Source organism: Desulfurella sp. (assembly GCF_049977265.1).
Taxonomy (GTDB): Bacteria; Campylobacterota_A; Desulfurellia; order Desulfurellales; family Desulfurellaceae; genus Desulfurella.
Window position 1 is genome coordinate 101,455 of the sequence record NZ_JBMFGQ010000001.1, and the last position, 25,330, is coordinate 126,784.

Genomic DNA, 25,330 nt, shown 5'->3' on the forward strand with positions numbered 1-25,330 from the left:
AAAATGCTTAAAACAAAACAAGTATTAAACTCGCTTGAAACTAAAATTCTTAAATTTGTACATTTAAAAGATTACAAAAGTGCTGCGATCTATTTAAAAAAAGAAAATTCAGTACTTAAGTTTGATAAATGTGCCGATTGGCTTTTATTAAAACCCGTTTTAAAACCACATATAGAAAAAATTTTTAATAAAAAACATATCTATTGTGTTTGGGATTTGCTGCTAACAAAACCTTTACGAAACGAGCATTATACTCAAATAACACCTATTGCAAATGCAAAAGATTATGCTTGTGTGCAGGGTAGTGTTGTCTCAAAACAAACCGGGAATCCATACACAATAGTAATTGATGATGGCTATGAAAGGCTTGATTGTAAATGGTTTAATCTTAATCAGTTTTTAAAACACATACTGAAAAATATAAAAGTAGGCTCACGCGTAGTTTGCGAAGGGAAAATAACAGAGTTTGGACTTTTTAAGCAAATGCATCATCCCCGCATAAAGCCATTTAGTCAATTTAAACCCCACATTGATGTAATTTATCCTTCGTTTGGAAATCTCAAAAATACAACAGTTAAAAAAATTATTGAGCAATATTTATCTTTATCGCCAAAGCCACCTTATGATTTTTTGCCTTATACAATAATTGCTAGAAATAATTTGCCATTTTTGAGCGAAGTATTTGATGCTTTGCATGTTAAAAGCACTTATGATGAAAAAATAGAAAAGCGTTTAAAGTATGAGGAGCTTTTTTTGATGCAGCTTGGACTTGCTTTGCAAGAGCAAGATAAAATAAATGAATCAATAAGTATTGAGTTTGATGAGGATTTTTTACAAAAAATAGAAAAAAAGTTAGCATTTGAGCTTACAATTGATCAAAAAAAAGCGATCAATATGATTTTAAACGATATGCGTTATGCCAAAGCTTCATCAAGATTGCTACAAGGCGATGTGGGTTCTGGTAAAACCATAGTGGCATTAATTTGCGCTTTAGCTGTATTGAAAAACAATTACCAGGTTTGTATAATGTCTCCAACCACAAGCCTTGCAGAACAAACATTTACAGTTGCAAAAAAGTTTTTAGAGGATGAGGGATTTAATGTAGGTTTGCTTGTCAGTACAACAAAGAAAAAAAATGAAATTTATCAAGCAGTTAAAGATTTTAAAATTCATTGTTTGGTAGGAACGCACGCTTTGCTAAACGAAAAGCTTGAGTTTAGTAATTTGGGTTTTTTGGTGATTGACGAACAGCACCGCTTTGGTGTTGACCAAAGAAGAATTCTCTCAAGTAAAGGCAAAAGTGCATATATGTTAATAATGAGCGCAACACCTATACCAAGGAGTTTGGCTTTCGCAATTTACGGCAAAACAAAAGTTGTTGAAATACACACAATGCCAAAAAACAGAAAAGCGGTTCATACAATTCACCTTTATAAAAAGTCTGAAGATAAAGCCTTTTTGCATGCAAGAGAAGAGATATTAAAAAAACATCAGGTTTATATCGTATTTGCTTTAATAGAAGAATCTGAGTCAAAAGTTGATTTTGATTCATTAATGGGAAGCTATGAAGATATAAAAAATAAATACTTTGGTGAATTTAAATGTGCTTTTTTGCACTCAAACATAAAAAGTGCCCAAAAAGAAAAAATTTTTCATGATTTTGTACATGGCAAAATTGATTGCCTGATGAGCACAACTGTAATTGAAGTGGGTATAGACAACCCAAATGCTACAGTTATGATAATTGAAAATGCAGAAAATTATGGGCTTGCCCAGCTTCATCAGCTTAGGGGAAGGGTGGGAAGAAGCGATCTGGATTCATTTTGTTACTTAATTACAAAAGATAGAATATCTTCATTGGCAAAAAGGCGCATTGATGTGTTGCTTTCTACAAACGATGGCTTTGAAATAGCAAAACAAGATTTAATTTTGCGCGGGAGTGGTGAAATTTACTCAACAAGGCAACATGGTTTGCCAGATTTGGAATTTGCTGATATACTAAATGATAGAGAACTATTGGAAAAAGCCCAAAGTGATATTTATGAGCTTTTGAGCCTAAAGTATCCATTAAGTAATGGACTGATCAAGATGGTGGAGCATAAGTGGCAGAAAAAATTTTCTTTTGCGAGGGTAATATGAAAATAAGTGTAGCTCAAATACAAGTTATTGAAGGTAACATAGAAAAAAACTATGAAGCTTCTTTGAGTATGATAGAAAGAGCTAAACAGGATGGAAGTAGCCTTGTATTGTTTCCTGAACTTTTTTTGTCTGGGTTTGATTATACAAATTTAGATAAACTATCAAGACTTTCACCGAAATATATCGATAAATTGCTTGAAGAATCAAAAAATATTGCAATTTGCGGTACTTTTTTGGAAAATATTGACAATAAAATATATAATACTTTTTACTGTATATACGAAAGAAAAGTTTTATTTAAGTACTCGAAAGTCAAATTATTTGAAGTAACAAAAGAAGATTATTATTTTAATGCTGGCAATAAAAATCAACCAAATACATTTGATTTATTTGGTATCAAATTTGGGGTATGTATATGTTTTGAGTTACGTTTTCCAGAAATTTTAAGAAAAGCAGCACTTAATGGTGCACAAGTTTTGCTTGTGAGTGCAATCTGGCCCGTTGAAAGACTACATGCATGGCAGAGTTTGTCATGTGCAAGAGCAATTGAAAACCAGGCATTTGTCGTAACTTGTAATGCAAATGAGGCTTCAGGAAGATGGATGTGTGCAGGACATTCGAGTGTCTATGATCCAAACGGTAAAATGCTTGAATGCGCTTATAATCAAACTGGCGTTAAGACTGTGTCAATTGAGCCATCTTTGTCAAAAAAAATCCAAAGAGAGTTTCCAAGCCTGATAAATGCTTATGATTTAGGTTGTATGGAGGGAAACGTATGAAATTAGCTGTAATTACCCTATCAGATAAGGGATTTAGCAAAGAAAGAGAAGATTTAACTGGACCTGCTTTGATAGATTTTTTAAAGCAAAATTTAAACAATATGCAACTAGAATACTATAAAGTAATACCTGATGATGAAGAAATGTTAAAAAAAGAGCTCATAGACCTTAGTGATCAAAATATAGACCTTATTGTAACAAATGGATCGACCGGTATAGCTCCGCGCGATATTGCACCTGATGTTACACAGGAGTTAATAGAAAAAAGACTGTGGGGTTTTGAAGAAGCAATGCGCTTAAAAAGTTTTGAAAAAACGCCCACGGCTATTGTTTCAAGAGCATGCGTGGGCACAAGAAAGAACACACTTATTATAAACTTGCCAGGCAGTCCAAAGGCAGCAATTGAAAATATTGGTTTTATATACAAAGCTATAGAACATACAATAAAAAAATTACAAGGTGATCAAACGCCTTGTGCGGGTGCAGTATGAGTGTTGATATAGGTGAAGTGCTTGTTTTTTTATCTTTTACTTTTTTAGCACTGGAAATTTTCTTTGCAAGTGGTGGCATTTTTACATTTGTAGGTTTGGTATCGTTCATAATAGGTACTTATTTTTTGTATTTAGGTTTTAATGGTTTACCACCAATATTTTTGTATGTGATATGTCCAATTTTTGTTGGTGTGCTTATATTTGTGATTTTTGTTATAGTCATTGGCTTAAAAGCTCAAAAAGCTTCTATTAAAACTTCAGAAAATCTCACAGGTAAGACAGGCATATGCAGGAAACCTATAACCAAGGATCAACCAGGTCAAATTGAAATAAATGGTGAAATTTGGATTGCTTATAGTGAATCTGATATCGAAGTTGGACAACAGGTAAAAGTCATTAAACAAGAGTCCATAAAATTATTTGTAGAAAAGGAGATGAAGTAATGGAAAGTATTGTATTGATTGTAGTTGTGATTTTTGCTTTGCTTATAATCTTAAATTCTGTTCGTATTGTGCAAGAGTACGACAGGGCTGTGATTTTTAGATTAGGTAGAGCAATAGGCGTAAAAGGCCCTGGTTTGATAATCTTGTGGCCAATTATTGACAGCATGGTAAAGGTTTCTTTAAGGATTAATACACTGGAAGTGCAACCACAAGATGTAATTACAAAAGACAATATAACAATCAAAATTAATGCGGTAGTTTATTTTAAAGTAGTAGATTCACTAAAAGCAGTAGTCCAGATAAAAAATTATGCTTATGCAGTGGAACAGCTTGCTCAAACGACTCTTCGTAGCATATGCGGTCAGGCTGAGCTTGATAAACTGCTTTCAGAACGTGAAAAAGTTAATTCAGAAATCCAGGAAATTCTTGACAAACACACAGATGCCTGGGGTGTAAAAGTAACACTTGTTGAATTAAAACAGATTGATTTACCACAGGATATGCAAAGAGCCATGGCGCGCCAGGCTGAAGCAGAAAGAGACAGAAGGGCTAAAATCATTAATGCTGATGGTGAATATCAAGCAGCTGAAAAATTAAACGAAGCAGCACGCATTATATCACAAAACCCTATAGCATTACAGCTTAGATACCTTCAAACACTAAATGAGATATCATCAACCAACAACACCACGACCATATTACCTATACCTCTTGATATATTAAGGGAAATTGGAAAATCAATATCGGCTAAAGAGTCAAACTAATTAAATTGGGCAACAATATCCATAATTTTTTATAATAGGCGTTTTTTGGCTTGACTTTTTAGACGAACCTAATATATTTATAATAGGCTAATTAATAATGTAAGTTAGTTTTGGGAGTTTAAAATGAAGCCAAAAAAAAGCCTTAAAATATGGTTTTTATCATTTTTAGCCGTATTTGGACCTGGTTTTATAGTGATGATTGCGGATATGGATGCAGGTTCAATTACAACTGCTTTTGTGTCTGGTGCCAGATATGGATATAAGCTTATACCTCTTCAATTATTACTTATACCATTACTATATGTAGTGCAAGAAATTGCATCAAGGTTAGGCTGCGTTACAAGCAAAGGCCATGGTGAGCTAATCCGAGAATATTTTGGTGAAAAATGGGCTATTTTTTCAACAATTCTACTTCTTTTTGTAGTTTTTAGCGCTCTTTTGACAGAATTTTCAGGTATTGCGGCAAGCACTGAAATTATAGGCATACCAAAGTATTACTCAATTATTATAAGTGCAATTTTACTAATTTTGGTAGCATTAAGTGGCAAATATAAACGCGCAGAAAATATCGCTATTGTGTTTTCGCTTATATCATTTGTTTTTATACCTGCAGCAATAATGTCTAATCCAGATTATGGTGAAATTGCAAAAAGTTTTATCTCGTCTCAACCAATTAATGACAAAAATTATCTTTTTCTTGTAGCTGCGAATGTAGGTGCAGTAATTATGCCGTGGATGATTTACTACCAACAAAGTGCTACGGTGGATAAGTGCTTACAATCATGCGATATTAAATTTGCAAAATGGGATACATTAATTGGCAGTTTTGCTACTCAAATTTTAATGGTGGTAGTAATTATTCTTGGTGCGTCAGTGCTATACAAAGAGCATATCGCTCCAAATAATGCTTATGATTTTACTTTGGCACTTGTGCCTATTGCAGGGAAATACAGCGCTTCGTTGTTTGCAATTGGTCTTTATGCTTCGAGTATTTTAGCGGCATTTGTCGTATCTATGTCATTTGCGTGGGCATCTGGTGAAACGTGGAATTTTGGACATACGCTAAACGCTAAATTTAAGCAAGAAAAACTTTTTTATTTTATATACATTGCTCTTGTTGCTTTGAGCGCTTTAATTATACTTATTCCAAATATACCTCTTGTTACAATCATGGTGGATGTTGAAGCATTTAATGGTTTTGTGTTACCAATTGTGTTAGGCTTTTTAATAGTTCTTGCAAGCAGCAAAAAGATACTGAAAAATTATTCCTATTCAAAAAGCTATATTAGTATCGTGGCACTTCTTGCTTTAGCAATAGTAATTCTAGGTTTATACTCTATAATAGCTTAAACGATAAATATTTATTGAATTCTAATTTTCAATTATAGAAAAAATTTATCAATATTCAAAAGTATCTCTGTTTTGATTTTGTCTGTCATACATCCATTGTGGATAGAGTGTTTTTGGTCTGGTAACACTCTCTAATGCGTTAATTTCATCATCGTTTAATTTTATGTTTATGCTGTTTAGGTTATCTTCTAGCTGAGTTATTTTATTTGCTCCAATTATTACAGAAGTTACTTCTTTTTTACTTAAAAGCCATGCAAGCGATAGTTGGGCAATAGATAAACCCTTTTGTTTTGCAATATCATCCAATGTTTCAATTAGATCATAGGCTCTTTCATCAATTGGTGGAAAATTAAAATCACTGCGGCGTGCATTTTGTGGTTTAGAATTTTCTTTTGTATATTTACCAGTTAAAAATCCGCCAGATAAAGGCGACCATGGCAAAAAAGCTAAGTTTTCTTCTTTACACAACGGTAGCAATTCATGTTCAACATCACGACCTGCGAGCGAGTAATATGCTTGAAGAGAAACAAATTCAGCTAGATTTTTTGCTTTTGATAAGTAAAGTGCTTTTATTAGGTGCCTTGCAGACCAATTCGAACAGCCAATATATAGCACTTTACCCATTTTAACAAGATCGTTTAAAGCATCAAGTGTTTCTTCTATACTTGCTAATATGTCCCACCCATGAATTTGATATAGATCAATATAGTCAATTTGAAGCCTTTTTAAGCTTGCATCTATGCTTTCAAAAATATGCTTTCTTGAAAGGCCAATATTATTTATATCACCTTTGTTTTCAAACGCTTTAATGCTTGATCCGCTCCTCACTTTTGTTGCTATAACTATTTCATGCCTGTTTAAACCTAATTTTTTGATAACATTACCTAAAATTGTCTCTGATTCTCCAAATGAGTAAACATCAGCTGTATCAAAAAAATTAACTCCAGCATTTACTGCTTTTTTTACCAATTCTAAAGCTAATTCTTCATTTACCGCACCAATGTTATAAAAATTAGAACCGAATGTCATAGTGCCCAAACACAACTGTGATACTTTTAGTGCCGTTTTGCCAAATTTTTTATACTTCATAAAACCTCCCTTTTAGATTATCTTTCAAATATATTGTTATATTTAGATTTTTCAAGCTTTCATTGTTAAAATAATTAATTAGGTTGAAGTATATCTTTAAAAGAATTAATATCATATACATGATGTATATTATATTATTACCTGCTTTATGGGAAAGGTAAAATTTTTAGAATATGCATGTGAACATAAACTTAAAAAGGTATTTTTGTAACAGCATCAACACACACAAAACATAGAATCTATAATGTAGAATAAGATTTGTTAATCTACGACATTTTGGCAGTTGTGTTGTATAACTAAAGTTTTTAGTTTTTTGACATAGAACTCTAAGTATACTTTTTTTTCCAAATAAGTAATTTAGCTAATTCGTGTACAGTGGAGCTAAGCAGTATATTGGTATTAGTTATTGATTCTTTTGTTGATAAGGGTTTGTGTGTAATACTTAACGCAATATCAATAACCTCTTCATAAGTATTTCTATCGGATATGCTTCCAGCCAAGGCAATAGTTAAACCTGATGGGTTTATATTTTTGAATCTTTTTGCCACGCGGTATGGGGCTTTACCGCAAGCAGTTTGTTTGTCTAAAGCGCCCTCACCTGTAAACAAAACATCGGATTTGGCAGCTTTCTTATTAAAATTACCCAAATCCATAAACAATTCAGCTCCTGGTTTTAGTATAGCACCTAGATAGGCACACGCAAAACCTCCAATGCCGCCAGCTGCACCTGCTCCTTCTAAATTGCTAATATCAATATTAAAAAATTTTTTTGTAGTTTCATTAAAATGCGCAAGGCCTGATTCTAAAAATTCAACCATTGTAGGATCAGCTCCTTTTTGCGGGCCAAATATATTTGCAGCGCCATTTGGTCCAAGCAAAGGATTGATGACATCGCTTGCAATTGTAATTTTGGGGAAAGTAAGTGCGCTTTTAACTATCGTTTTTATATTTTTTAGTGATTCACCACCCATCCATGAAGGATTGCCTTTTGCGTCAAGAAACTTAAAATCTAATGCAGCTAGCATGCCAATGCCGCCATCAACAGTAGCAGAGCCGCCAATGCCAAGGATAATCTCCTGTGCACCTTCTTGGATAGCTTTTTTTATAAGCATACCTGTGCCAAAAGAGGTTGTTTTAAGTGGGTTTCTTTCTTCCAAATTTATCAAAGCAAGACCACTTGCTTTTGCCATCTCAATTATGGCAATTTTGTCAAACCATGCAATTGGAGCTTTAATTGGCCTAAATAATGGATCATACGTTTCATAGAATTCTGTTTTTGCACCCATTGAAGTAGCAACATCTATTGTACCATCTCCCCCATCTGCTATGTAGCATTTTTCTACTTCAAAACCAAAATTTGACAATTTTTCTGCAACTATGTTTGTAGCTAATACTGTTGATATTGCACCCTTAAATGCATTTATACTAACTAAAGCTTTCATAATGCCCTTCCTTATAAATTAAAACCAACTTGTTTTATTCACTTATACTAGCAGATTATATTTGTAAAAATTAAATAAGTCAAGGTTTTATGCTAACTTTTGACAAACTTTTTAACAAGCTCAAGCGCTTCTTGCGCGTCTTTGGCAAAGAGCATACCTTTAATATTCCACGAACATTCAAGTCCAATGACAATCTTTTTTAAATTCAAAGCAGCAGAGATTTCATTTAACGTACCATAGCTTCCTTCAATAGCAATAATACAATCTGCACTTTGTACTATACAAAAATTTCTAGCGTATCCCATACCAGATGCAATAGGAATTTTTATATAGGGATTTGCGTTTTTTTTGTCTTTATCTGGTAAAATACCTACAGTTAGACCATCATGGTCAAAAGCACCTTTGCTAGAGGCTTCCATAACACCCTCTAGTCCGCCGCACACCAGTACAAAATTATTTAAAGCTATGAGTTTTCCGGCCTCATAGGCAATGGCTTTTGCTTTTTCAGTTGCTTTTTGAGAGCCTATTACGCCTATTAGATACATTTGGCTCCTCCAGTTTTTCTTTTAAATATTTACCCGTAATAGATTTTGGGTTTTTTGCAATTTCGTCAGGTGTACCTTTTGCCACTACTTGTCCACCTTTATCACCACCGCCTACACCCATATCGATTATATAATCTGCACTCTTTAAAATATCTAAATCGTGTTCAATGATGATAATGCTATGGCCGTTATCTATAAGTCTATTTATTACTTGAAGCAATTTTTTTATATCATCTGGATGCAAACCGCGTGAAGGTTCATCGAATAAATATAGCGTTTTTTTGTTTTGTGGGACAATTAATTCTTTTGCAAGTTTTATACGTTGCGCTTCTCCACCTGAAAGGGTAGTTGCGTTTTGACCTAATTTTATATATCCTAATCCAATATCTTTTAATACACCTAATTTATTTTTTATTTTTGGTACATTGATAAAAAATTCATACGCTTCGTCTACACTCATATCAAGTATATCGGCTATATTTTTGTCTTTGTAATAAACAGATAATGTTGATTCATTGTACCTTTTACCGTTGCAGGTTTCGCAAAGTACATATACGTCGGGTAAAAATTGCATTTCTACTTTTATGTAACCTTCACCTTTACATTTTTCACATCTACCACCTACCACATTAAAACTGAAGCGAGAAGCGTTAAAACCCAATACTTTTGCCTGGGTAACGCTTGCAAATAGCTCTCTAATATCAGTAAAAACAGATGTGTACGTTGCTGGGTTTGATCTTGGTGTTCTGCCGATAGGTGATTGGTTGATTGCACTTACGCGTTCAAGCAATTTATAGTTTTCTATATCACCAAAAAAACTATCTTGAGGTATTGTATCTTCGATTAACTTTTCTTCTTCGTTTGATATGATTTTTTTATTTTCTAAAAATTGAAGTTTTTCTTTTAATTTATTGTACAGAAAATCAAACACTAAGCTTGACTTGCCACTACCTGAAACTCCACTTACGCCAACCAAACATCCAAGTGGTATATCAACGTTTAAATTTTTTATATTATGTACATTGACATTTTTTAGCTGAATAAAATTTTTAATTTTTCTTGTTTTTCTTATTTCTATAGCAAGTTTGCCAGAAATATATTTTCCTGTTAGAGAGTTTTCGTTTTCTAATATTTCTTTTATTGTTCCTTGTGCACATACCTTGCCACCCAAAAGGCCACTCTTGGGGCCAATGTCTAAAATGTAGTCGCTGTTTTTTATGAGAAACTCGTTGTGTTCAACCATTAGAATCGTATTACCAAGATCGCGCAAATCTTTTAAGATTTTTATAAGTTTTTCTGTTTCCGATGGATGCAAACCAATAGAAGGTTCATCAAGACAGTATGTAACGCCACTTAAAGATGTACCAATTTGTGTTGCTAGTTTTACTCTTTGGGCTTCGCCACCAGAGAGTGTTGCGGTACTTCTTGAAAGCGAAAGATAATCTAAATTTAAATCAACAAGAAACTGCAATCTTTTTATTATTTCAGTTAGCGGATTTTTTGCAATTTGTTTTTGGTTAGGTGTTAGATTTTTTTCTAAACTTTTAAAAAAATCAAGTGCTTTATCTATTCTTAAATTTGTCACCTCAATGATATTTAGATTATTTATTTTAGCCGACAGGCTCTCTTTGTTTAATCTAAATCCTTTGCAGTCTGGACATACAACAGTCTCATTAAGGTAAGCATTTTGACTTGCAAAAAAAATATCAGATTCAAAAAAACGATGCACCATGGCAATAATTCCGTCAAAGTCTCCACTTCCAAAAAAAATGTAATCTTTTTGATTACTGGATAAATCTTTAAATGGCACATATGCATCTATGCCAAATGATTTGCATTTTTGAATAATATATTCTTTTGCTTGAGCATATCGTGGTCTTGAAAATGGTTTTATTGCGCCTTCTTTTATAGACAAAGCTTCATTCACCAAAGCTTCAACTTTTAGTTTGTTTACAAAACCAAGTCCATGGCATGTGGGGCATGCGCCAAGCGGAGAATTAAAAGAAAAACTCTGAGCATTTTTTGCGGAGTAGTTTATATTGCATACAGGGCAGCTAAATTCAGTAGAGTATACGTCAATTGAATTTGTCTGTATATCTTTTGTATAAATTGTTTTTGAATTTTTTAATGCCAATTCCACAGATTGTTGAATGCGTTCTTTTGAGTTTTCGTCCACAATAATTCTATCTACAACTAAAAAAATTGTATGTTTTTTGTTTTTATCCAATTTTAGTGGCTCATCAAGCGTGTATTCGATGTCATCTGCAATAATTCTTAAAAAGCCTTGCTTTGAAAGAAGGCTAAACTCTTGACTAAACTCGCCTTTTTTATTTATTGCTATTGGTCGCATTATAAGTATTTTTTTACCCTGGAGACCGTAAATTTTATCGACAATTGCCTGCGGTGTTTGTTGTTCTATTTTGCGACCGCAGTTATAACAGTAATACTCTGCAAAATTTGCCCAGATAAGCCTGATATAATCGTAAATTTCTGTAGTTGTGCCAACAGTAGAGCGGCTATTGGATGAAAGTTTTTGATCAATACTTATAGAAGGTGATAATCCAGTTATAGAATCGACATTGCTTTTTTCTAGTTTTTCTAAAAATTGGCGCGTATAGGCCGATAGTGACTCTATGTATCTACGCTGACCTTCTGCATAGACTATATCAAAAACAATTGTTGATTTTCCAGAACCAGATGGACCCACAAAACTTACAATTTTGAATTTGGGAATTTCGATATCAATATTTTTTAGATTGTGTTGTTTTGCGCCTTTGATAAATATATAATCTAACATATGATTTAGTATTCTTCATACTCGCTTACGTTTTTGTAAAATTTTTCTACATTTTCTTGGTCAGTCAGGTTTTTAAAGGTTGTGGTGTCTTTATGGAATAGCAATTCAATGGTGCCAGTAGGGCCGTTTCTGTGTTTTGCAACGTTAATTTCTGCTATAGTTTGCGGGGGCTTATCTTGAACTTTTTTGTATGCGTCTTCCCTGTATATAAACACAACAACATCTGCATCTTGTTCAATGGATCCAGACTCTCGCAAATCAGACATCATTGGACGTTTATTGTCTCTTTGCTCAACGCTTCTATTTAATTGAGATAGTGCCAATATAGGAATATCCAACTCTTTTGCTAAAATTTTGAGTGAACGAGATATCTCTGACACTTCCTGCACGCGATTTTCTCTTTTTAAACCCTCAATAAGTTGCAAGTAGTCTATAATTAAAAAATCTATATTACGCTCTATTTTTAACTTTCTCGCTTTTGTTCGTATATCAAGGCTTGTAATTAATGAAGAATCATCAATATATATGTGTAAATCTCTGGTTTTATCAATAGTTTTTACGATTAAATTCCATTCACTTGTACTTAGCTTTCCAGATTTTACTTTTTGAAAAGGAAGATCGCTCAAAGAAGAAAGAATTCTCATTGCAATTTGCCTGTAAGTCATTTCTAAGCTAAATATGCCTACAGATAAGTTTCGTCGAATGGCCATATTTGTAGCTATATTGACAGCGAAAGCAGTTTTTCCCATGCTCGGTCTTGCTGCAAGTATAATTAGATCTCCCCTTTGAAAGCCATTTAGGATTCTGTCTATTTCGATAAAGCCCGAAGGTAGCCCGGTTACATCAGAGTTTCTTTGTCTTAGATTTTGTATTAAATCTCTAATTTCATCTCCGACGTCATTTAGAGATTTATAGCTTTCTGTTTTTTTGGTTGATATATTGAATATTTTTTTTTCCGCAAGGTTTAGAATTTCTTCCGTTTCAAGCGTATCAGCGTAGCAGGCGTCGGCTATTTCTTGTGAAGCAAAAATTAACTCTCTTAAAACGCTTTTTTGGTAAATAATTTTTGCATAATACGAAACATTGGAAGCGTTTGGAAGGTATTCTGTAATTTCAATTAAATAATCCATACCCCCAATAGTATCTAGTTGAGCGCCTAGGTGATTTGCTATGATTATATGGTCAAATCCTATGCCTTTTGCGTAAAGCGAAAGCATCGCTTGAAAAATTAACGCGTTTCTTTTGTCGTAAAAATGCTCATAAGTAGCATATTCTAAGGCCACGCCAATTTTTGAGTTATCTAAAAACAAGGCAGAAAGCAAAGCTTTTTCTGCCTCATATGCATTTGGTAATTCTATAGAAGAAAGTTTAGAAATTTGCTTAAAAGACGAATCAATTTTCATCTAAGCTTTGTACAACCACCTTTATTGTGGCTTTTATATCTCTAAACAACGCTATAGTGACTTCGTATTCTCCTATTTGTTTGATTGGTTCTAGAATCCTTATACTTTTCTTATCAACCTCTATTTGTTTTTCTTTTAAAGCCATATATATATCGTTTGCGCCAATTGAACCAAATAATTTACCAGCTTCTCCAGCTTTTGCTTTTATATTCACGACTATGCCATCAAGCTGTTCTTTTTTTACTTGCTCAATTTGCACCCTTTTTTGTGTTCTTTTTATTATACTGCTTCTTTTTTCTTCTATGATCTTAAGATTTTCTTTTGTAGCTGTTAAAGCAAGTTTTTTAGGTAATAAAAAGTTACGTGCATAACCTTCTTTCACTTCTTTTATATCACCAGCTAAACCTAAACTTTCTATATCTTCAAGCAAAACAACTTTCATAATATTTCCCCTTTTCGTTTAAATCTATCAAAAATAACTTTCAAATTTTTAACTTAGTATTGATGGTAAACGGTAAGAGCGCCATTATTCTGGCACGTTTTATACTTGTACTAAGCTTTCTTTGATGTTTAGCGCACACACCACTGGCTTTTCTTGAAACGATCTTGTATCTTTCTGTGATAAATCGTGACAAAATTTCAGTATTTTTATAATCAATTTCGTCCATATTATTTATGCAAAAGTAGCAAACCTTTTTCTTAGAAAATTTAAATGATTTTTTTCTTTTATTTTTGTCGTTGTTTTCCATTTTTTCTTTTTCTCCTTTTTTAATTAAAACGGTACATCTTCATCATCTTCTGACAATTTAATATCATCTTTTTGATTATTGGTGCCGCCAATAAACTGAAAAGCGCTTAATATAATCTCATGCTTGGAATGTTTGTTTCCATCTTTATCTTCCCAGGTGCGCAATCTTAAGCGTCCTTCGACGAACAGTGGTGTGCCTTTTTTGCAGTACTGTGCTATTGCTTCAGCTTGTTTGCCAAAAGCTGTAATATCAACAAATAATACTTCGGTTTTTCTGTTACCGTCAGAATCTCTGCCAACGATAGAATTAACCGCTAACCCAAATGTCACAACACCAATATTTGACGGTGTATAGCGCAATTCCGGATCTCTTGTAAGGTTACCCATAAGAAAGACTCTATTCAAGCTTGACACTTTGACTCCTAATTTGCCTCACTATTTTGTGGTTGTGTGTTTTCTGTTTTTTGAACAACTTGCGTGAAGCGAATAATATCTTTTTTTAGCATTTTTACAGTCATCTGTCTTAAAATATCATCTTTTAGTGCAAGAAAGCTTTCAATTTGCTTTGGAACAGTTGCATTTGCTTCATAAAAAAGATTTACATAAATACCTTGCCTATATTTTTTTATCGGGTAGGCAAGTTGTTTTTTGCCCCAGATGGCGCTTTTTAAAAGCTTACCACCGCTACCTTCAATTCTTGATACTATGTCTGAAAGTATAGTATCAAACCCTTCGTCTGTAACATTTGGCTGAACAATGTAGAGAAAATCGTAGTACATCAAACCTCCTTTTGGACTTTTGGCTATCTTGTCTATTTACAAGATAGCAAGGATATAAACATTAATTATTGTATCAAATTCTTAAAAAAAATCAAAATATTATATATTTTATTGATTTTTGATTGATTGTATATTGTCTTCAACCCAATTTAAAAACTCATCTAAGCCATCATTTTTTAATGCGCTTATTTTAAATATCATTGCATTTGGGTTTAATTCTTTTATCTCTTGTTCTACTTTTTCTACGTCAAAATTTACAAATTGGGCTATATCCATTTTGTTTATCAAAACAACATCTGCTACATTAAACATTGTGGGATATTTTTTTACCTTGTCATCTCCTTCGGGTGTACTTATTAAGACAGCATTTTTGTGTGTACCTAAGTAGAAACTTGCAGGACAGACCAGGTTTCCTACATTTTCAATTATTAACAGATCTAGGTCAAGTGAGATATCATTAAGTGCTTTTTGAACCATTGAAGAATCTAAGTGGCATGTGCCAGAGGTATTTATTTGAACTGCTTCTATGCCAAGAGCTGCGATACGCTGTGCATCCCTTTGTGTATCTAAATCGCCATCAATTGCTGCAATTTTATATTTAGGCTTTAGTGCTTCCACCATGCGTTCAATGAGTGTTGTTTTTCCAGCGCCCGGTGAGCTCATAACATTTAAACCAAAAACGCGATTTTTGTTAAGCAAGCTCCTGATACTATTTGCAATATCATCATTTTTTTCAAGTATCTTTTTTTCAACAACGATCCTTTTCACTACTGTCCCTCCACATCTACAATTTCTAATTCTTTGCCATTTATTATTGTAAGTGGCATCTGGCAATCTGGACAAAACATAACCAGATTGTCTGTATCATCAAATTCATAAATTTTGCCACAAATATTACACCTTGCTTTTACGTTTACATAGATTATATTAAGTTTTGTGTTTTTGATAAATTCTTCTTCTTTTTGTATTGCTTCAAATGCAAAAAGAAGGGCGTCGATAGCAACGCCCGAGACTGCACCAATTTTTAGGGTAGCGGAAGTTATGCTCAATAGCCCATTTTGGGTTTTTATGTCGCGTAAAACTTCCATGACAGATTGGGCTATTGCCCCCTCATGCATAACTTCCACCAAATTCTTTTATTTGTTCTAATACTAACTTTTCAACGGAAGGCATTTTTTCTTCCATTAAAGGTGTTAGTGTAATAGTTAAGTCATTTGGGCATACTGAGAGTGGTTCAATTCCAATTACTACTGTTTCTTTTTCCAAGCCCATTAATCTTACATGCCCTAAAATATCACCCAGGCCAATTTCATGGATAGATGATACAAATGTAATATTTGGAGGAAGCTCTTTTACATTGAATTTATAGATACTGCCTGGTGTATCATTTGCTCTTATTGCATCTACAAATATAAGTTTATCATTTTCTAAAAAATGCTCGATTAAGAGGAACCCTACGGTTCCTCCATCCAAAATTTTAACATTTTCACTGAATGTATATTTTGATTGCAATTTATTAACTAAATGAACGCCAAAGCCTTCATCGCCAAGCAATGTGTTGCCCAAGCCTATAACTGCAATAGTGTTCATTCTTTTTCTGCCTCGTATCCAGAAATCATAGATGATACTGTACCTTTTTTATCACCTACATCATGAGCTAATATCATATACACATGACCTATAAAAAATACTATAAAAAACCATGTAAGCAATCTATGCAAATCGTATACATGGGCATAGCCGCCCATCAGGCTTACAAACCAGTATAGTGCTTTTTGCATAAAAGACATACCGAGAATGGAGTTTTGACCCATTGTAAACATTACAAGGCCAGATATGATCTGAAAGAAGCAAGCTACAATAAATAAAAAGTAAAATAGCGATTGAAGTGGATTGTACTTACTTTTAATTGGCACACCATATGGTTTGAATGTAATATAATACGAAAGCACAGTTTTCCATTCTTTAATATTAAACCACTCAAATAATAAACTTTTCCAATCTGCATCGTATCTTGAAAAGAAAGCATAATACAGTCTCATAATAATAGCAAATATAAAGATAAAGCCAAAAGTAAAATGTATAAATCTTACATCTGCCATAGCAAATGTGTTGTATGCTTCTCTTGTGCCTGGCGAGTAGATAAACCAGAAAGGATCAGCTATATAAAAACCAGTGAAAGTTAGCACTGCTATGCATATAAATGTTGTCCAGTGTATTAGTCTTCGTGCGACCGTCCATCTGTAGTGCATCTTGACTTGACTATCCATATTACACCTCGACTTTAAATTTGCGCAATTTACCACTATCTGTATCAATTAAATGTACAGCGCATGCAAGACATGGATCAAATGAGTGAATGGTACGTAAAATTTCTAATGGCTCATCTGGATTTGGTACGGGTAAATCTGTTAATGAAGCTTCATAGGCTCCTTTTTGACCGATTTCGTCTCTTGGAGAAGCATTCCATGTAGATGGTACAACTACCTGGTAGTGCTTAATTGTTTTGCCTTTTATTGTAACAAAATGACCTAAAGAGCCCCTTGGCGCCTCAACAAGCGCCACGCATGCGTTTGTTTCTTCTTTTGGAAATTCAAAGTTTGTCCATGTACTTTCATCACCCTGTTTTAAGTTTGCAACTAAATCTTTTATAAATATATAAGCGCCATCGCAAATATAGTCTGTATCCATTGCTCTTGCTACGGTTCTGCCTACTGTTGAATACATTTGTTCAAATTTTGCATTGTGCTTTTTTAAAAATTCATCAACGCGTTTTCTCATATCTTTGTGGTTAGTTGCATACCCTACTACCCAACGCGCCAGAGGACCTACTTCCATGACCTTTCTTTTGTAGCGCGGTGCTTTTACCCATGAATATTTGCCATCTTCTTTAACTGTATTATCTGGGTTTAAACCTGTATATTGAGGTATTGTTTCTTCAATTCCAGGGTATAGTCCAACCCTGGGTCCTTCATACCATGAGTGGGCAACAGTTTCTGTGATTGACTTTTCATCTACTGTAGGTTCGAAAATATTTAGGTTGCCTTCATACACAACACCTTGAGGTAGATATCTGTATTTTGCTTCCCAATCGTTTGTTTCTGGAAAACCGCCATAACTTAAGAAATTATAGTTTCCAATTCCCCACCCTTTTACAAACTCATCTTTATAAAAATGCGTAAGCATATCAATATCAGGAAGGTAAGCATTTTTGATAAAATTGTGAACATTATCTAATTTGTATTTGTACTCTGCAAGTCTATTTGGGTCAAGTAAATCCATAACACTTGAGATTCCGCCAATTACAAGTGTTTGTGGATGAGGATCTTTTGCTCCATAAATGGCTTTCATTTGTCCTAGAATTACTTGAATTGGTAATGCATCCAAATAATGGCTTATTGTTATTAAATCAGCTTCAGGAGTCATCTTGTAAAGCGGATTGCCAATATATGCGTTTGCAAATGGACCCAATTGCCCGCTTGCTACAAATTTTGCAAGTTTATCCTTTATCTCTCTATAGTGAGCAACAGAAGCATTATATGGTGTTTTTGAAAATTCATAAGCTAAATCAGCCGCCTTTTGAGGGTCGGCTTTTAATGCTCCACCTATATCAGCCCAATCAAGACTATGCAGCGCGTAAAAATGGACTATATGATCCTGCATAAATTGCGCTGCGTTAATTAAATTTCTAATTAACCTTGCATTTGTTGGCGGTCTTATGCCAAGAGCAACTTCTGTAGCCATAGTGTTGCCTTCATAGTGAGAGTATGTGCAAACACCACATATACGCTGGGCAAGCAAGCCGCCATCCCTTATGTCTCTGCCTTGCAGGATAGGTTCTATACCTCTCCATAGTGTCCCGGAGCTCCAAGCATCAGATACTTTCCCATTTTTTATATTAACTTCAATGCGCAAATGCCCTTCAATACGCGTAATAGGATCAACTACTAAGTGTTGATTAACTTCTTTTTGTGCCTTTGCCATATTACTCCCCCTCTTTGTTATTTATTTTCGCCTGTATTATTTTGGTCGTTTTTATTCTTTTCTTCTTCTTTTTCTTCTTCTTTCTTTTTCTTTTCAGCTTTTGCCCTGATTATTGAGCCAGCAGCATGCACACCTACTGCACCAATCGTAATACCTGTTACAAGTTCGCCAATAGCATCGCTTGTAGCTTCTACGCCACCAAATGCAGGAATTCTTATGCCTGCTTTATCATTTGGCTCTTCAAATGGTGCCATAGTGTCCCAAAAGTCAGGTTCTGAGCATCCTATACAGCCATGACCTCCTCCCACTGGCCAGTTTGTGCTTTGATTAAACCTGTATCTTGGGCAGTTATTGTATGTAAGAGGCCCCTTGCAACCCATTTTATACAAACACCAGCCTTTTTTTGCGCCTTCATCGCCCCATTCTTCAACAAACTCACCAGCATCAAAGTGTGCCCTGCGCTCACAGTTATCGTGAATTCTGCCGCCGTAAGCCCAGATTGGTCTATAGCTTAAATCAAGCGGTGGAACCCTGTCAAACAATAAAATATGTACAAGTGTTCCTATCATGTTTACTGAATTTGGTGGACAACCAGATACATTAACCACCTCACAACCCAAAATATCATGAACGCCTTTTGCACCCGTTGGGTTTGGATATGCTGCCTGTACGCCTCCAAAAGACGAGCACGTACCAAAATTTACTATGTATTTAGCGTCTTTTGATATTCTTTTTAATCTATGAAGGCCAGTTTCTGCGTTTGTACCAATGCGCAAAAATATGCCGTTATCCTTTGTTGGTATACCACCTTCCACTACCAATATATAGCTACCTTTATACTTTGCTATTGCAGATTCTAAAGCTTCTTCAGCTCTTTTGCCCGACGCCATCATTAATGTGTCGTGGAATGCAAGGTTAATTGTGTCAAATATGACTCTTTCAAGAGAAGGATTAATATTTCTAATAAAAGATTCTGTACAGCCGGTGCATTCTGCAAAGTGCAGCCAGATTACTGTAGGTCTTGGAGCAATAGCTGCAACTGCTTTTGCAACGCGTGGTTCAAATATAGGTGGCAAGGTCAATGCAGCTGTAATCATTGATGTCCATTTCAAAAAATCCCTTCTTGTAAAACCTGCTTCTTTGAGATTTTTGTAGAACAATTGTTCTTGTTCTTTAGAACAACTTTTTTTTAGCCGCTCATCTACTTCTGGCAATAGAGCTTGATAGTCAAGAGTGTCTTTTTTCATAGTCCCCCTCCTTTGTATATTTTGAATGCAATTTTAAGAATTAAAATTAGCTTTGTCAATAAAAAAACTAATTATTTTTAATTAAACCTTCTAATAATTGCAATTAAAAGAACCATACATTACATACTAAATTAAATAACATTATGATAATATCATGTTGACATTCGTATTTAATATTATTAATATAACATCGTTTAAAAAGAGGGGGATATGCATCGTTTTTTAAATACAATGTACAAATATTTAATTTATTTAGCAAATGTTTGCAATCAAAGCTAAAGTATATGGTATTGTTCAGGGTGTAGGTTTTAGACCAGCACTTTACAATGCCTTAAAAAAATATACGGGGTGGGTACGAAATAGCTCTTGTTGTGTTGAAATTTATATTGAATCAAATAGAATACTTAATATAGAAAAAATTATCATTAAAAATAAACCGCAAAATGCATTTATAAAATCTATAGATAGCGTTATTTTTAAAATAAAAAAACATGCCTACAATAGTTTTATTATTAAATACAGCAAAGGTGATGCTCAAAAAAATATAAACATAACGCCAGATTGGGGTATTTGCAAAAAATGCGAGCAAGAATTATTTGATAGCTCAAACAGGCGTTTTTTGCATCCTTTGATTACATGCACAGATTGTGGGCCCAGATTTAGTATTGCAAAAGATGGTTTGTTTGATAGAAACAACACCACAATGAACGCATTTAAAATGTGTAAAATGTGCGCAACAGAATATTCTGATAGCTCAAATAGGCGTTTTCATGCTCAAACCATTTCTTGTAAAGAATGTGGCCCAAAATATTTTTATGTAAAAAACAAACAGGTTGAGTTAAAAGATATCAAGGCCGTTAAAAAGGCAGCTTTTGATTTGGAAAACTCTAAAGTTGGTTTATTAAAAGGCATAGGTGGTTATCATTTAATTTGCAATGCATTTGATGAATATGCTGTTGAAAAAATAAAACACATAAAAAAAAGGGAAGAAAAACCGTTTGCTGTAATTGCAAAAAACATTGAAACTGCCAAAAAACTTGCTTATCTATCAAAAAAGGAAATTGAAATACTAAACTCGCACATAAAACCAATTGTGCTTGCAAAATATAAAGATGAACGCTTAAAGTTTGTAAATCTCAAAAGTCCGTTTGTAGGTATGATGCTTGCTTATGCTCCAATACACTTGCTTTTGTTTTACTTTTCAAACCTTGAGTGCATTGTTGCAACAAGTGCAAACTTAAGTGAATTTTCGCTTATTTACAAAGATAGGGATGCTGTAAATTTTGATGGTGTAGATTTTGTACTGCTTCACAATAGGAAAATTATAAGACCAATTGAAGATTCTATTGTACATTTCAGTTTAAATAAGCAAATAATTTTTAGGTATGCAAGGGGTTATGCACCTTCGCCATTTTATTTAAAAGGCGTAAAGCCCAACATTTTAGCGTTGGGTGCCGATATGAAAAACAATATAGCAATAAGCCTTAAAGATACAGTAATTTTATCTCAATACACGCCAGATTTATCAAATTATGAAAACTATGAGCAATTTAATAAAAAAGTTAATGATTTTTTGTCATTTTTTGATATAAACAAAGTTGATATGGCTATTTGTGATAGGCATCCAAATTATTTATCAAGCAATTATGCAAGGCAAACATTTGCAAATGTGTTTGAAGTACAGCACCACAAAGCGCATTTTGCAAGCGTTTTAATGGAACACAACCACTGTGGTGATTGTATTGGGATAGTGCTTGATGGTACAGGTTTTGGTGATGATGGCAATATTTGGGGTGGTGAATTTTTTGTAAAAATGGATAAAACCATAAAACGTATTGGACATATTAAAAATATGAAACTTTACTTTGGAGAAAAAGCTATAAAAGAACCATACAGAATAGCAGCTTCGTATATTTATGATATAACTGGCGATATTGAATATGTTAAATATTTGTTTTCTGATTATAGCAATGTAATTGAGCTTATGCCGAAAATGCCTTATTCGATCACAAGCTCAGCAGGCAGGTTATTTGACGCAGTAAGCGCCCTTTTAAACATAAAACACAAAAACACTTTTGAAGCCCAATCTGCAATGCTTTTAGAGTATGAAGCAAGAAAACACAAGGCTTCTAAGATACTTGATTATAAGATTGATAATTTTATTATTGATTTTTCAATGACGCTAAAAACAATTGCACAAAGACGCGATTTAATAAGCGCAAAACTTTTTCATAATACTTTTGTTGATGCAATATATCAAAATACAATGTCTATATCAAAGCAAACTGGCATAAAAACGGTTGCACTGTCAGGTGGCGTATTTCAAAACGATATAGTTTTTAGCTTACTATATAAAAAATTAGCCAAAGCTGGTTTAAATGTACTTTTTAACTCAAGATTTCCGATAAACGATAGCGGTGTAGCCATAGGTCAAATTTACATTGCAAAGGAGGGATTATGTGTATAGGTATACCGATGCAAATTGTTGAAGTTTATGAAGATGGAATAAGTGGTGTTGTTGAAGCAGGTGGTACAAAGAAACACTGTTTTTTTATGCTAATAGACAACCCAAAAGTGGGGGACTATGTGCTTGTGCATGCAGGAAACGCTATTGCAAAACTAGACGAACAGGAAGCAAAAGAAAACTTAGAGCTAATAGAACAATGCTTGTTGGGAGCAAAAGGTGCAACTGAGTAAGTTTAAAGACAAAGATTTAGTATTGGCGCTTGCTCAAAGTATAAAAGCCAAATCAAAAAATTTCGAGAATTTGCGCATTATGCATGTGTGTGGCACACACGAAAATTCTATAGTAAGATACGCACTAAGGGATTTATTGCCAGAAAATATAAAGCTTCTTGCTGGACCTGGATGTCCTGTATGTGTTACAAGCTCAAAAGATATAGATGCTATAATAAACTATGGTATAAAAAATAATTGCACAATTGCTACATTTGGCGATATGTTGAGGGTAAAAGGAAGCAACTATTCACTTTTTAGTGCAAGCAAGATGGGTCTTAGCGTTAAGATGGTTTATGGTTTAGATGAAGCGATAGATTTTGCAAAAAAAAGCAGACAAGATATGATATTTTTTTCTGTGGGGTTTGAAACTACAGCAGCTCCCATTGCAAGTATAATAAAAAGTATAAGCTTGCCAGAAAATTTAAGCTTTTTCAGTGTCCACAAATACACGCCAAATGGTGTTTTAGAATTGTTGAAAGCAGGCAAGCTAAATATTGATGCATTAATCTTGCCCGGACACGCAAGCATAGTTTCAGGGTTGGTGCCTTATGAAAAGGTCTCAAGCGATTTTAAATTGCCTTGTGTTGCAGCGGGTTTTGAACCAGCTGATATTTTAAGTACCATACTTATGATAATAAACCAGATTGAAAATAATACCTGCAAGGTAGAAAACGAGTACGAAAGGCTTTTGAGCTATGAAGGCAACAAACTTGCCCAAAAAGCTCTAAACGATGTTTTTGATATTGTGCCTAGCATATGGAGAGGGCTTGGCACAATAGAAAATAGCGGTTTTGAGTTTAAAAAAACATATAACTTTTTAAATGCAAAGGTAAAATTCAATATTCCATTTAGCGAAGATTATATAGAAGAACAAAAAGGCTGCAGATGCGCAGAAGTTATTTTAGGTTTGATTGAGCCAACACAATGCCCAATGTTTTCCAAAGTATGCAATCCTCACAATCCTGTAGGACCGTGTATGGTATCAGATGAAGGTACATGCAGAAACTGGTGGGAGGTTAAAGGTGAAATTTGACAAAATTACAATGGATCACGGATCTGGTGGTAAATTGACTCTTGAATTAATAGAAAATGTATTTAGAGCAACTCCGGGTCTTGATAGTGCAATTTTGGGCGATATAGCCTTTACGACGGATTCTCATTCAATAAAGCCCCTATTTTTTAAAGGCGGTGATATTGGCAAACTATCCGTTTGCGGAACTGTCAATGATTTATTGTGTGTTGGAGCAAAGCCCATGTATCTATCAAGCGCATTCATAATGGAAGAAGGTTTTGATCTTGATGATTTAGAAAAAATTGCACAATCAATGCGCGATGAAGCAAAAAATGCTAATGTTAAAATTGTATGTGGTGATACAAAGGTTGTTGAAGCTGGTAAAGGCTTTTATATAAATACATCAGGCATAGGAAAAATCATAAGGCCAATAGATGGCTCAAACATATGTGAAAATGATCAGATAATTGTAACAGGCAATATTGGAGAACACGGCTTTTCGATTTTAAACGAGCGCGAAAACCTAAATCTTGCATCAAATTTGCAATCTGATTGCGCCCAGCTTACAAGTCTAATTTTGCCAATAATTGAATCTAATTTAGATGTTCACTGGATGAGGGATCCCACACGTGGCGGTCTTGCCATGTGTTTAAACGAATTATGTTACAAAAGAGATTTTGGCGTTGAGATATTTGAAGAACTTGTCCCCATTTCTGAAGAAGTGTCCTCGATTTCTGAGATGCTTGGCATTGAACCTTACTATAGCGCAAATGAAGGTAAGATGGTAATAGTTGCAAACCCGGTTGATGCCCCAAAAATTTTAGATATTTTACACAGCAATCCACTTGGTAAAAATGCAAATATAATTGGAAATATTACAAAAGATCACCCGCAAAAGGTATTGCTTAATTTAAATTATGGCACAAAAAGATTGCTTTCTATGCCACTTGTAGAAAAAATGCCAAGGATTTGTTAAAAAATACTTGACTTTTTGTTTTTTTATGTTAGAATATAAATAATTTGGTGTGGACTATATGCGCATCAATAGTAAATTTTTTTTGGAGTGTGTTTTGTGAATACAAACAAGTTGTATGTCGGTAATTTAAATTACCGAACGACGGAAGAGAAGCTTAAAGAAGTTTTCTCAGGTTATGGTAATGTAGTATCGGTTAAAGTTATTGAAGGTAAAGGATTCGCTTTTGTTGAAATGGAATCAAACGATGATGCTTTAAAAGCCAAAGAAGCTTTAGACAACACAGATCTAGATGGTAGAAACATCAGGGTAGATGAAGCAAAACCAAGGGAGTCAAATCCAAGACAAAGGTCAAACTACTCTAACTCAAGAAACAGATTTTAATCCACTTTTAAAAGCAGGGTTTTTTAAGCCCTGCTTATATATTTCTTAACAAATTTTGTTTAAAAATATATATTATTTATTGCCATTAGTTTTTTTTGTTATTGTTTAAGTGTACCTTTGTATCTTAAAAATTTTATTTATATGCCCTCCAATTCTTAAAAGGTTTATATAAAAAATTGAAAAAATATAAATAAGGGTTATAATTAATTAATAAGTAAATAC

The 25,330-nt window shown here is 33.9% G+C and carries 26 protein-coding genes; 11 read left to right on the forward strand and 15 right to left on the reverse strand.

What is annotated here, in order from left to right; translation table 11 throughout:
* Nucleotides 1-3 precede the first annotated feature (3 nt).
* From ACP5FO_RS00565 to ACP5FO_RS00590, 6 genes are all read left to right on the forward strand, one after another.
* A complete protein-coding gene (locus ACP5FO_RS00565) occupies nt 4-2,139 on the forward strand; it encodes an ATP-dependent DNA helicase RecG (protein WP_428156851.1) in 2,136 nt (711 codons plus the stop codon).
* The gene (locus ACP5FO_RS00570; RefSeq protein ID WP_428156852.1) at nt 2,136-2,918 is read left to right on the forward strand and encodes a nitrilase-related carbon-nitrogen hydrolase; all 783 of its coding nucleotides are present in this window, start codon (nt 2,136-2,138) and stop codon (nt 2,916-2,918) included. The genes ACP5FO_RS00565 and ACP5FO_RS00570 overlap by 4 nt, the downstream gene beginning before the upstream one ends.
* Nucleotides 2,915-3,409: a MogA/MoaB family molybdenum cofactor biosynthesis protein gene (locus tag ACP5FO_RS00575; protein ID WP_428105460.1), complete on the forward strand. Its 495-nt coding sequence runs from the start codon at nt 2,915-2,917 to the stop codon at nt 3,407-3,409. The genes ACP5FO_RS00570 and ACP5FO_RS00575 overlap by 4 nt, the downstream gene beginning before the upstream one ends.
* Nucleotides 3,406-3,852, forward strand: a complete 447-nt coding sequence (locus ACP5FO_RS00580) for an NfeD family protein (RefSeq protein ID WP_428105456.1) — start codon at nt 3,406-3,408, stop codon at nt 3,850-3,852. The genes ACP5FO_RS00575 and ACP5FO_RS00580 overlap by 4 nt, the downstream gene beginning before the upstream one ends.
* Nucleotides 3,852-4,616 (forward strand): slipin family protein, encoded by a 765-nt coding sequence (locus tag ACP5FO_RS00585; RefSeq protein WP_428105452.1) that lies wholly within the window; start codon nt 3,852-3,854, stop codon nt 4,614-4,616. Before ACP5FO_RS00580 ends, ACP5FO_RS00585 begins: the two co-directional genes overlap by 1 nt.
* A 123-nt stretch (nt 4,617-4,739) precedes the next feature.
* A complete protein-coding gene (locus ACP5FO_RS00590) occupies nt 4,740-5,966 on the forward strand; it encodes an Nramp family divalent metal transporter (protein ID WP_428105448.1) in 1,227 nt (408 codons plus the stop codon).
* Nucleotides 5,967-6,014: 48 nt separating this feature from the next.
* Here the strand turns inward: ACP5FO_RS00590 and ACP5FO_RS00595 are convergent, their stop codons facing one another.
* From ACP5FO_RS00595 to ACP5FO_RS00665, 15 genes are all read right to left on the reverse strand, one after another.
* On the reverse strand, nt 6,015-7,055 hold the full coding sequence (locus ACP5FO_RS00595; protein ID WP_428105444.1) for an aldo/keto reductase: 1,041 nt from the start codon (nt 7,053-7,055) through the stop codon (nt 6,015-6,017).
* 326 nt (nt 7,056-7,381) lie between these two features.
* Nucleotides 7,382-8,497 carry a glycerate kinase family protein gene (locus ACP5FO_RS00600; protein ID WP_428105443.1) on the reverse strand — a complete coding sequence of 372 codons (1,116 nt, stop codon included), beginning with the start codon at nt 8,495-8,497 and terminating at the stop codon, nt 7,382-7,384.
* Between the two features lie 92 nt (nt 8,498-8,589).
* On the reverse strand, nt 8,590-9,042 hold the full coding sequence (locus ACP5FO_RS00605; protein WP_428105440.1) for a TIGR00725 family protein: 453 nt from the start codon (nt 9,040-9,042) through the stop codon (nt 8,590-8,592).
* A complete protein-coding gene (gene uvrA, locus ACP5FO_RS00610) occupies nt 9,002-11,839 on the reverse strand; it encodes an excinuclease ABC subunit UvrA (protein ID WP_428105437.1) in 2,838 nt (945 codons plus the stop codon). The genes ACP5FO_RS00605 and uvrA overlap by 41 nt, the downstream gene beginning before the upstream one ends.
* 5 nt (nt 11,840-11,844) lie before the next feature.
* Nucleotides 11,845-13,242 carry a replicative DNA helicase gene (dnaB, locus tag ACP5FO_RS00615; RefSeq protein ID WP_428105435.1) on the reverse strand — a complete coding sequence of 466 codons (1,398 nt, stop codon included), beginning with the start codon at nt 13,240-13,242 and terminating at the stop codon, nt 11,845-11,847.
* A complete protein-coding gene (gene rplI / locus ACP5FO_RS00620) occupies nt 13,232-13,684 on the reverse strand; it encodes a 50S ribosomal protein L9 (protein ID WP_428105432.1) in 453 nt (150 codons plus the stop codon). Before rplI ends, dnaB begins: the two co-directional genes overlap by 11 nt.
* Before the next feature lie 40 nt (nt 13,685-13,724).
* Complete coding sequence (gene rpsR, locus ACP5FO_RS00625; RefSeq protein ID WP_428105428.1) at nt 13,725-13,991, reverse strand: 30S ribosomal protein S18; 267 nt, start codon at nt 13,989-13,991, stop codon at nt 13,725-13,727.
* A 23-nt stretch (nt 13,992-14,014) separates the two neighbouring features.
* Nucleotides 14,015-14,404 carry a single-stranded DNA-binding protein gene (locus ACP5FO_RS00630; protein WP_428105424.1) on the reverse strand — a complete coding sequence of 130 codons (390 nt, stop codon included), beginning with the start codon at nt 14,402-14,404 and terminating at the stop codon, nt 14,015-14,017.
* 8 nt (nt 14,405-14,412) lie between these two features.
* Nucleotides 14,413-14,769 (reverse strand): 30S ribosomal protein S6, encoded by a 357-nt coding sequence (gene rpsF / locus ACP5FO_RS00635; protein WP_428105420.1) that lies wholly within the window; start codon nt 14,767-14,769, stop codon nt 14,413-14,415.
* A 108-nt stretch (nt 14,770-14,877) separates the two neighbouring features.
* Nucleotides 14,878-15,537, reverse strand: a complete 660-nt coding sequence (hypB, locus tag ACP5FO_RS00640) for a hydrogenase nickel incorporation protein HypB (RefSeq protein WP_428105417.1) — start codon at nt 15,535-15,537, stop codon at nt 14,878-14,880.
* Nucleotides 15,537-15,887: a hydrogenase maturation nickel metallochaperone HypA gene (locus ACP5FO_RS00645; RefSeq protein WP_428105414.1), complete on the reverse strand. Its 351-nt coding sequence runs from the start codon at nt 15,885-15,887 to the stop codon at nt 15,537-15,539. The genes hypB and ACP5FO_RS00645 overlap by 1 nt, the downstream gene beginning before the upstream one ends.
* Complete coding sequence (locus ACP5FO_RS00650) at nt 15,880-16,359, reverse strand: HyaD/HybD family hydrogenase maturation endopeptidase (protein WP_428105412.1); 480 nt, start codon at nt 16,357-16,359, stop codon at nt 15,880-15,882. The genes ACP5FO_RS00645 and ACP5FO_RS00650 overlap by 8 nt, the downstream gene beginning before the upstream one ends.
* Nucleotides 16,356-17,039: a Ni/Fe-hydrogenase, b-type cytochrome subunit gene (gene cybH, locus ACP5FO_RS00655; protein WP_428105409.1), complete on the reverse strand. Its 684-nt coding sequence runs from the start codon at nt 17,037-17,039 to the stop codon at nt 16,356-16,358. The genes ACP5FO_RS00650 and cybH overlap by 4 nt, the downstream gene beginning before the upstream one ends.
* Before the next feature lies 1 nt (nt 17,040).
* A complete protein-coding gene (locus ACP5FO_RS00660; RefSeq protein WP_428105406.1) occupies nt 17,041-18,753 on the reverse strand; it encodes a nickel-dependent hydrogenase large subunit in 1,713 nt (570 codons plus the stop codon).
* A 17-nt stretch (nt 18,754-18,770) separates the two neighbouring features.
* On the reverse strand, nt 18,771-20,000 hold the full coding sequence (locus ACP5FO_RS00665; protein ID WP_428105404.1) for a hydrogenase small subunit: 1,230 nt from the start codon (nt 19,998-20,000) through the stop codon (nt 18,771-18,773).
* A 259-nt stretch (nt 20,001-20,259) separates the two neighbouring features.
* Here ACP5FO_RS00665 and hypF point away from each other — a divergent pair, with 259 nt between their 5' ends.
* The 5 genes from hypF to ACP5FO_RS00690 all read left to right on the forward strand — a co-directional run bounded on the left by hypF (nt 20,260) and on the right by ACP5FO_RS00690 (nt 25,108).
* Nucleotides 20,260-22,467 (forward strand): carbamoyltransferase HypF, encoded by a 2,208-nt coding sequence (gene hypF / locus ACP5FO_RS00670; RefSeq protein ID WP_428156853.1) that lies wholly within the window; start codon nt 20,260-20,262, stop codon nt 22,465-22,467.
* Nucleotides 22,458-22,697 carry a HypC/HybG/HupF family hydrogenase formation chaperone gene (locus ACP5FO_RS00675; protein ID WP_291492503.1) on the forward strand — a complete coding sequence of 80 codons (240 nt, stop codon included), beginning with the start codon at nt 22,458-22,460 and terminating at the stop codon, nt 22,695-22,697. The genes hypF and ACP5FO_RS00675 overlap by 10 nt, the downstream gene beginning before the upstream one ends.
* Entirely contained in the window at nt 22,684-23,772 is a 1,089-nt protein-coding gene (hypD, locus tag ACP5FO_RS00680; RefSeq protein WP_428156854.1) for a hydrogenase formation protein HypD, read from the forward strand. Before ACP5FO_RS00675 ends, hypD begins: the two co-directional genes overlap by 14 nt.
* Nucleotides 23,762-24,727 (forward strand): hydrogenase expression/formation protein HypE, encoded by a 966-nt coding sequence (gene hypE / locus ACP5FO_RS00685; protein ID WP_428105392.1) that lies wholly within the window; start codon nt 23,762-23,764, stop codon nt 24,725-24,727. The genes hypD and hypE overlap by 11 nt, the downstream gene beginning before the upstream one ends.
* Nucleotides 24,728-24,823: 96 nt before the next feature.
* Nucleotides 24,824-25,108, forward strand: coding sequence for an RNA recognition motif domain-containing protein (locus ACP5FO_RS00690; protein WP_428105389.1), 285 nt, complete (start codon nt 24,824-24,826; stop codon nt 25,106-25,108).
* Nucleotides 25,109-25,330: the final 222 nt, after the last annotated feature.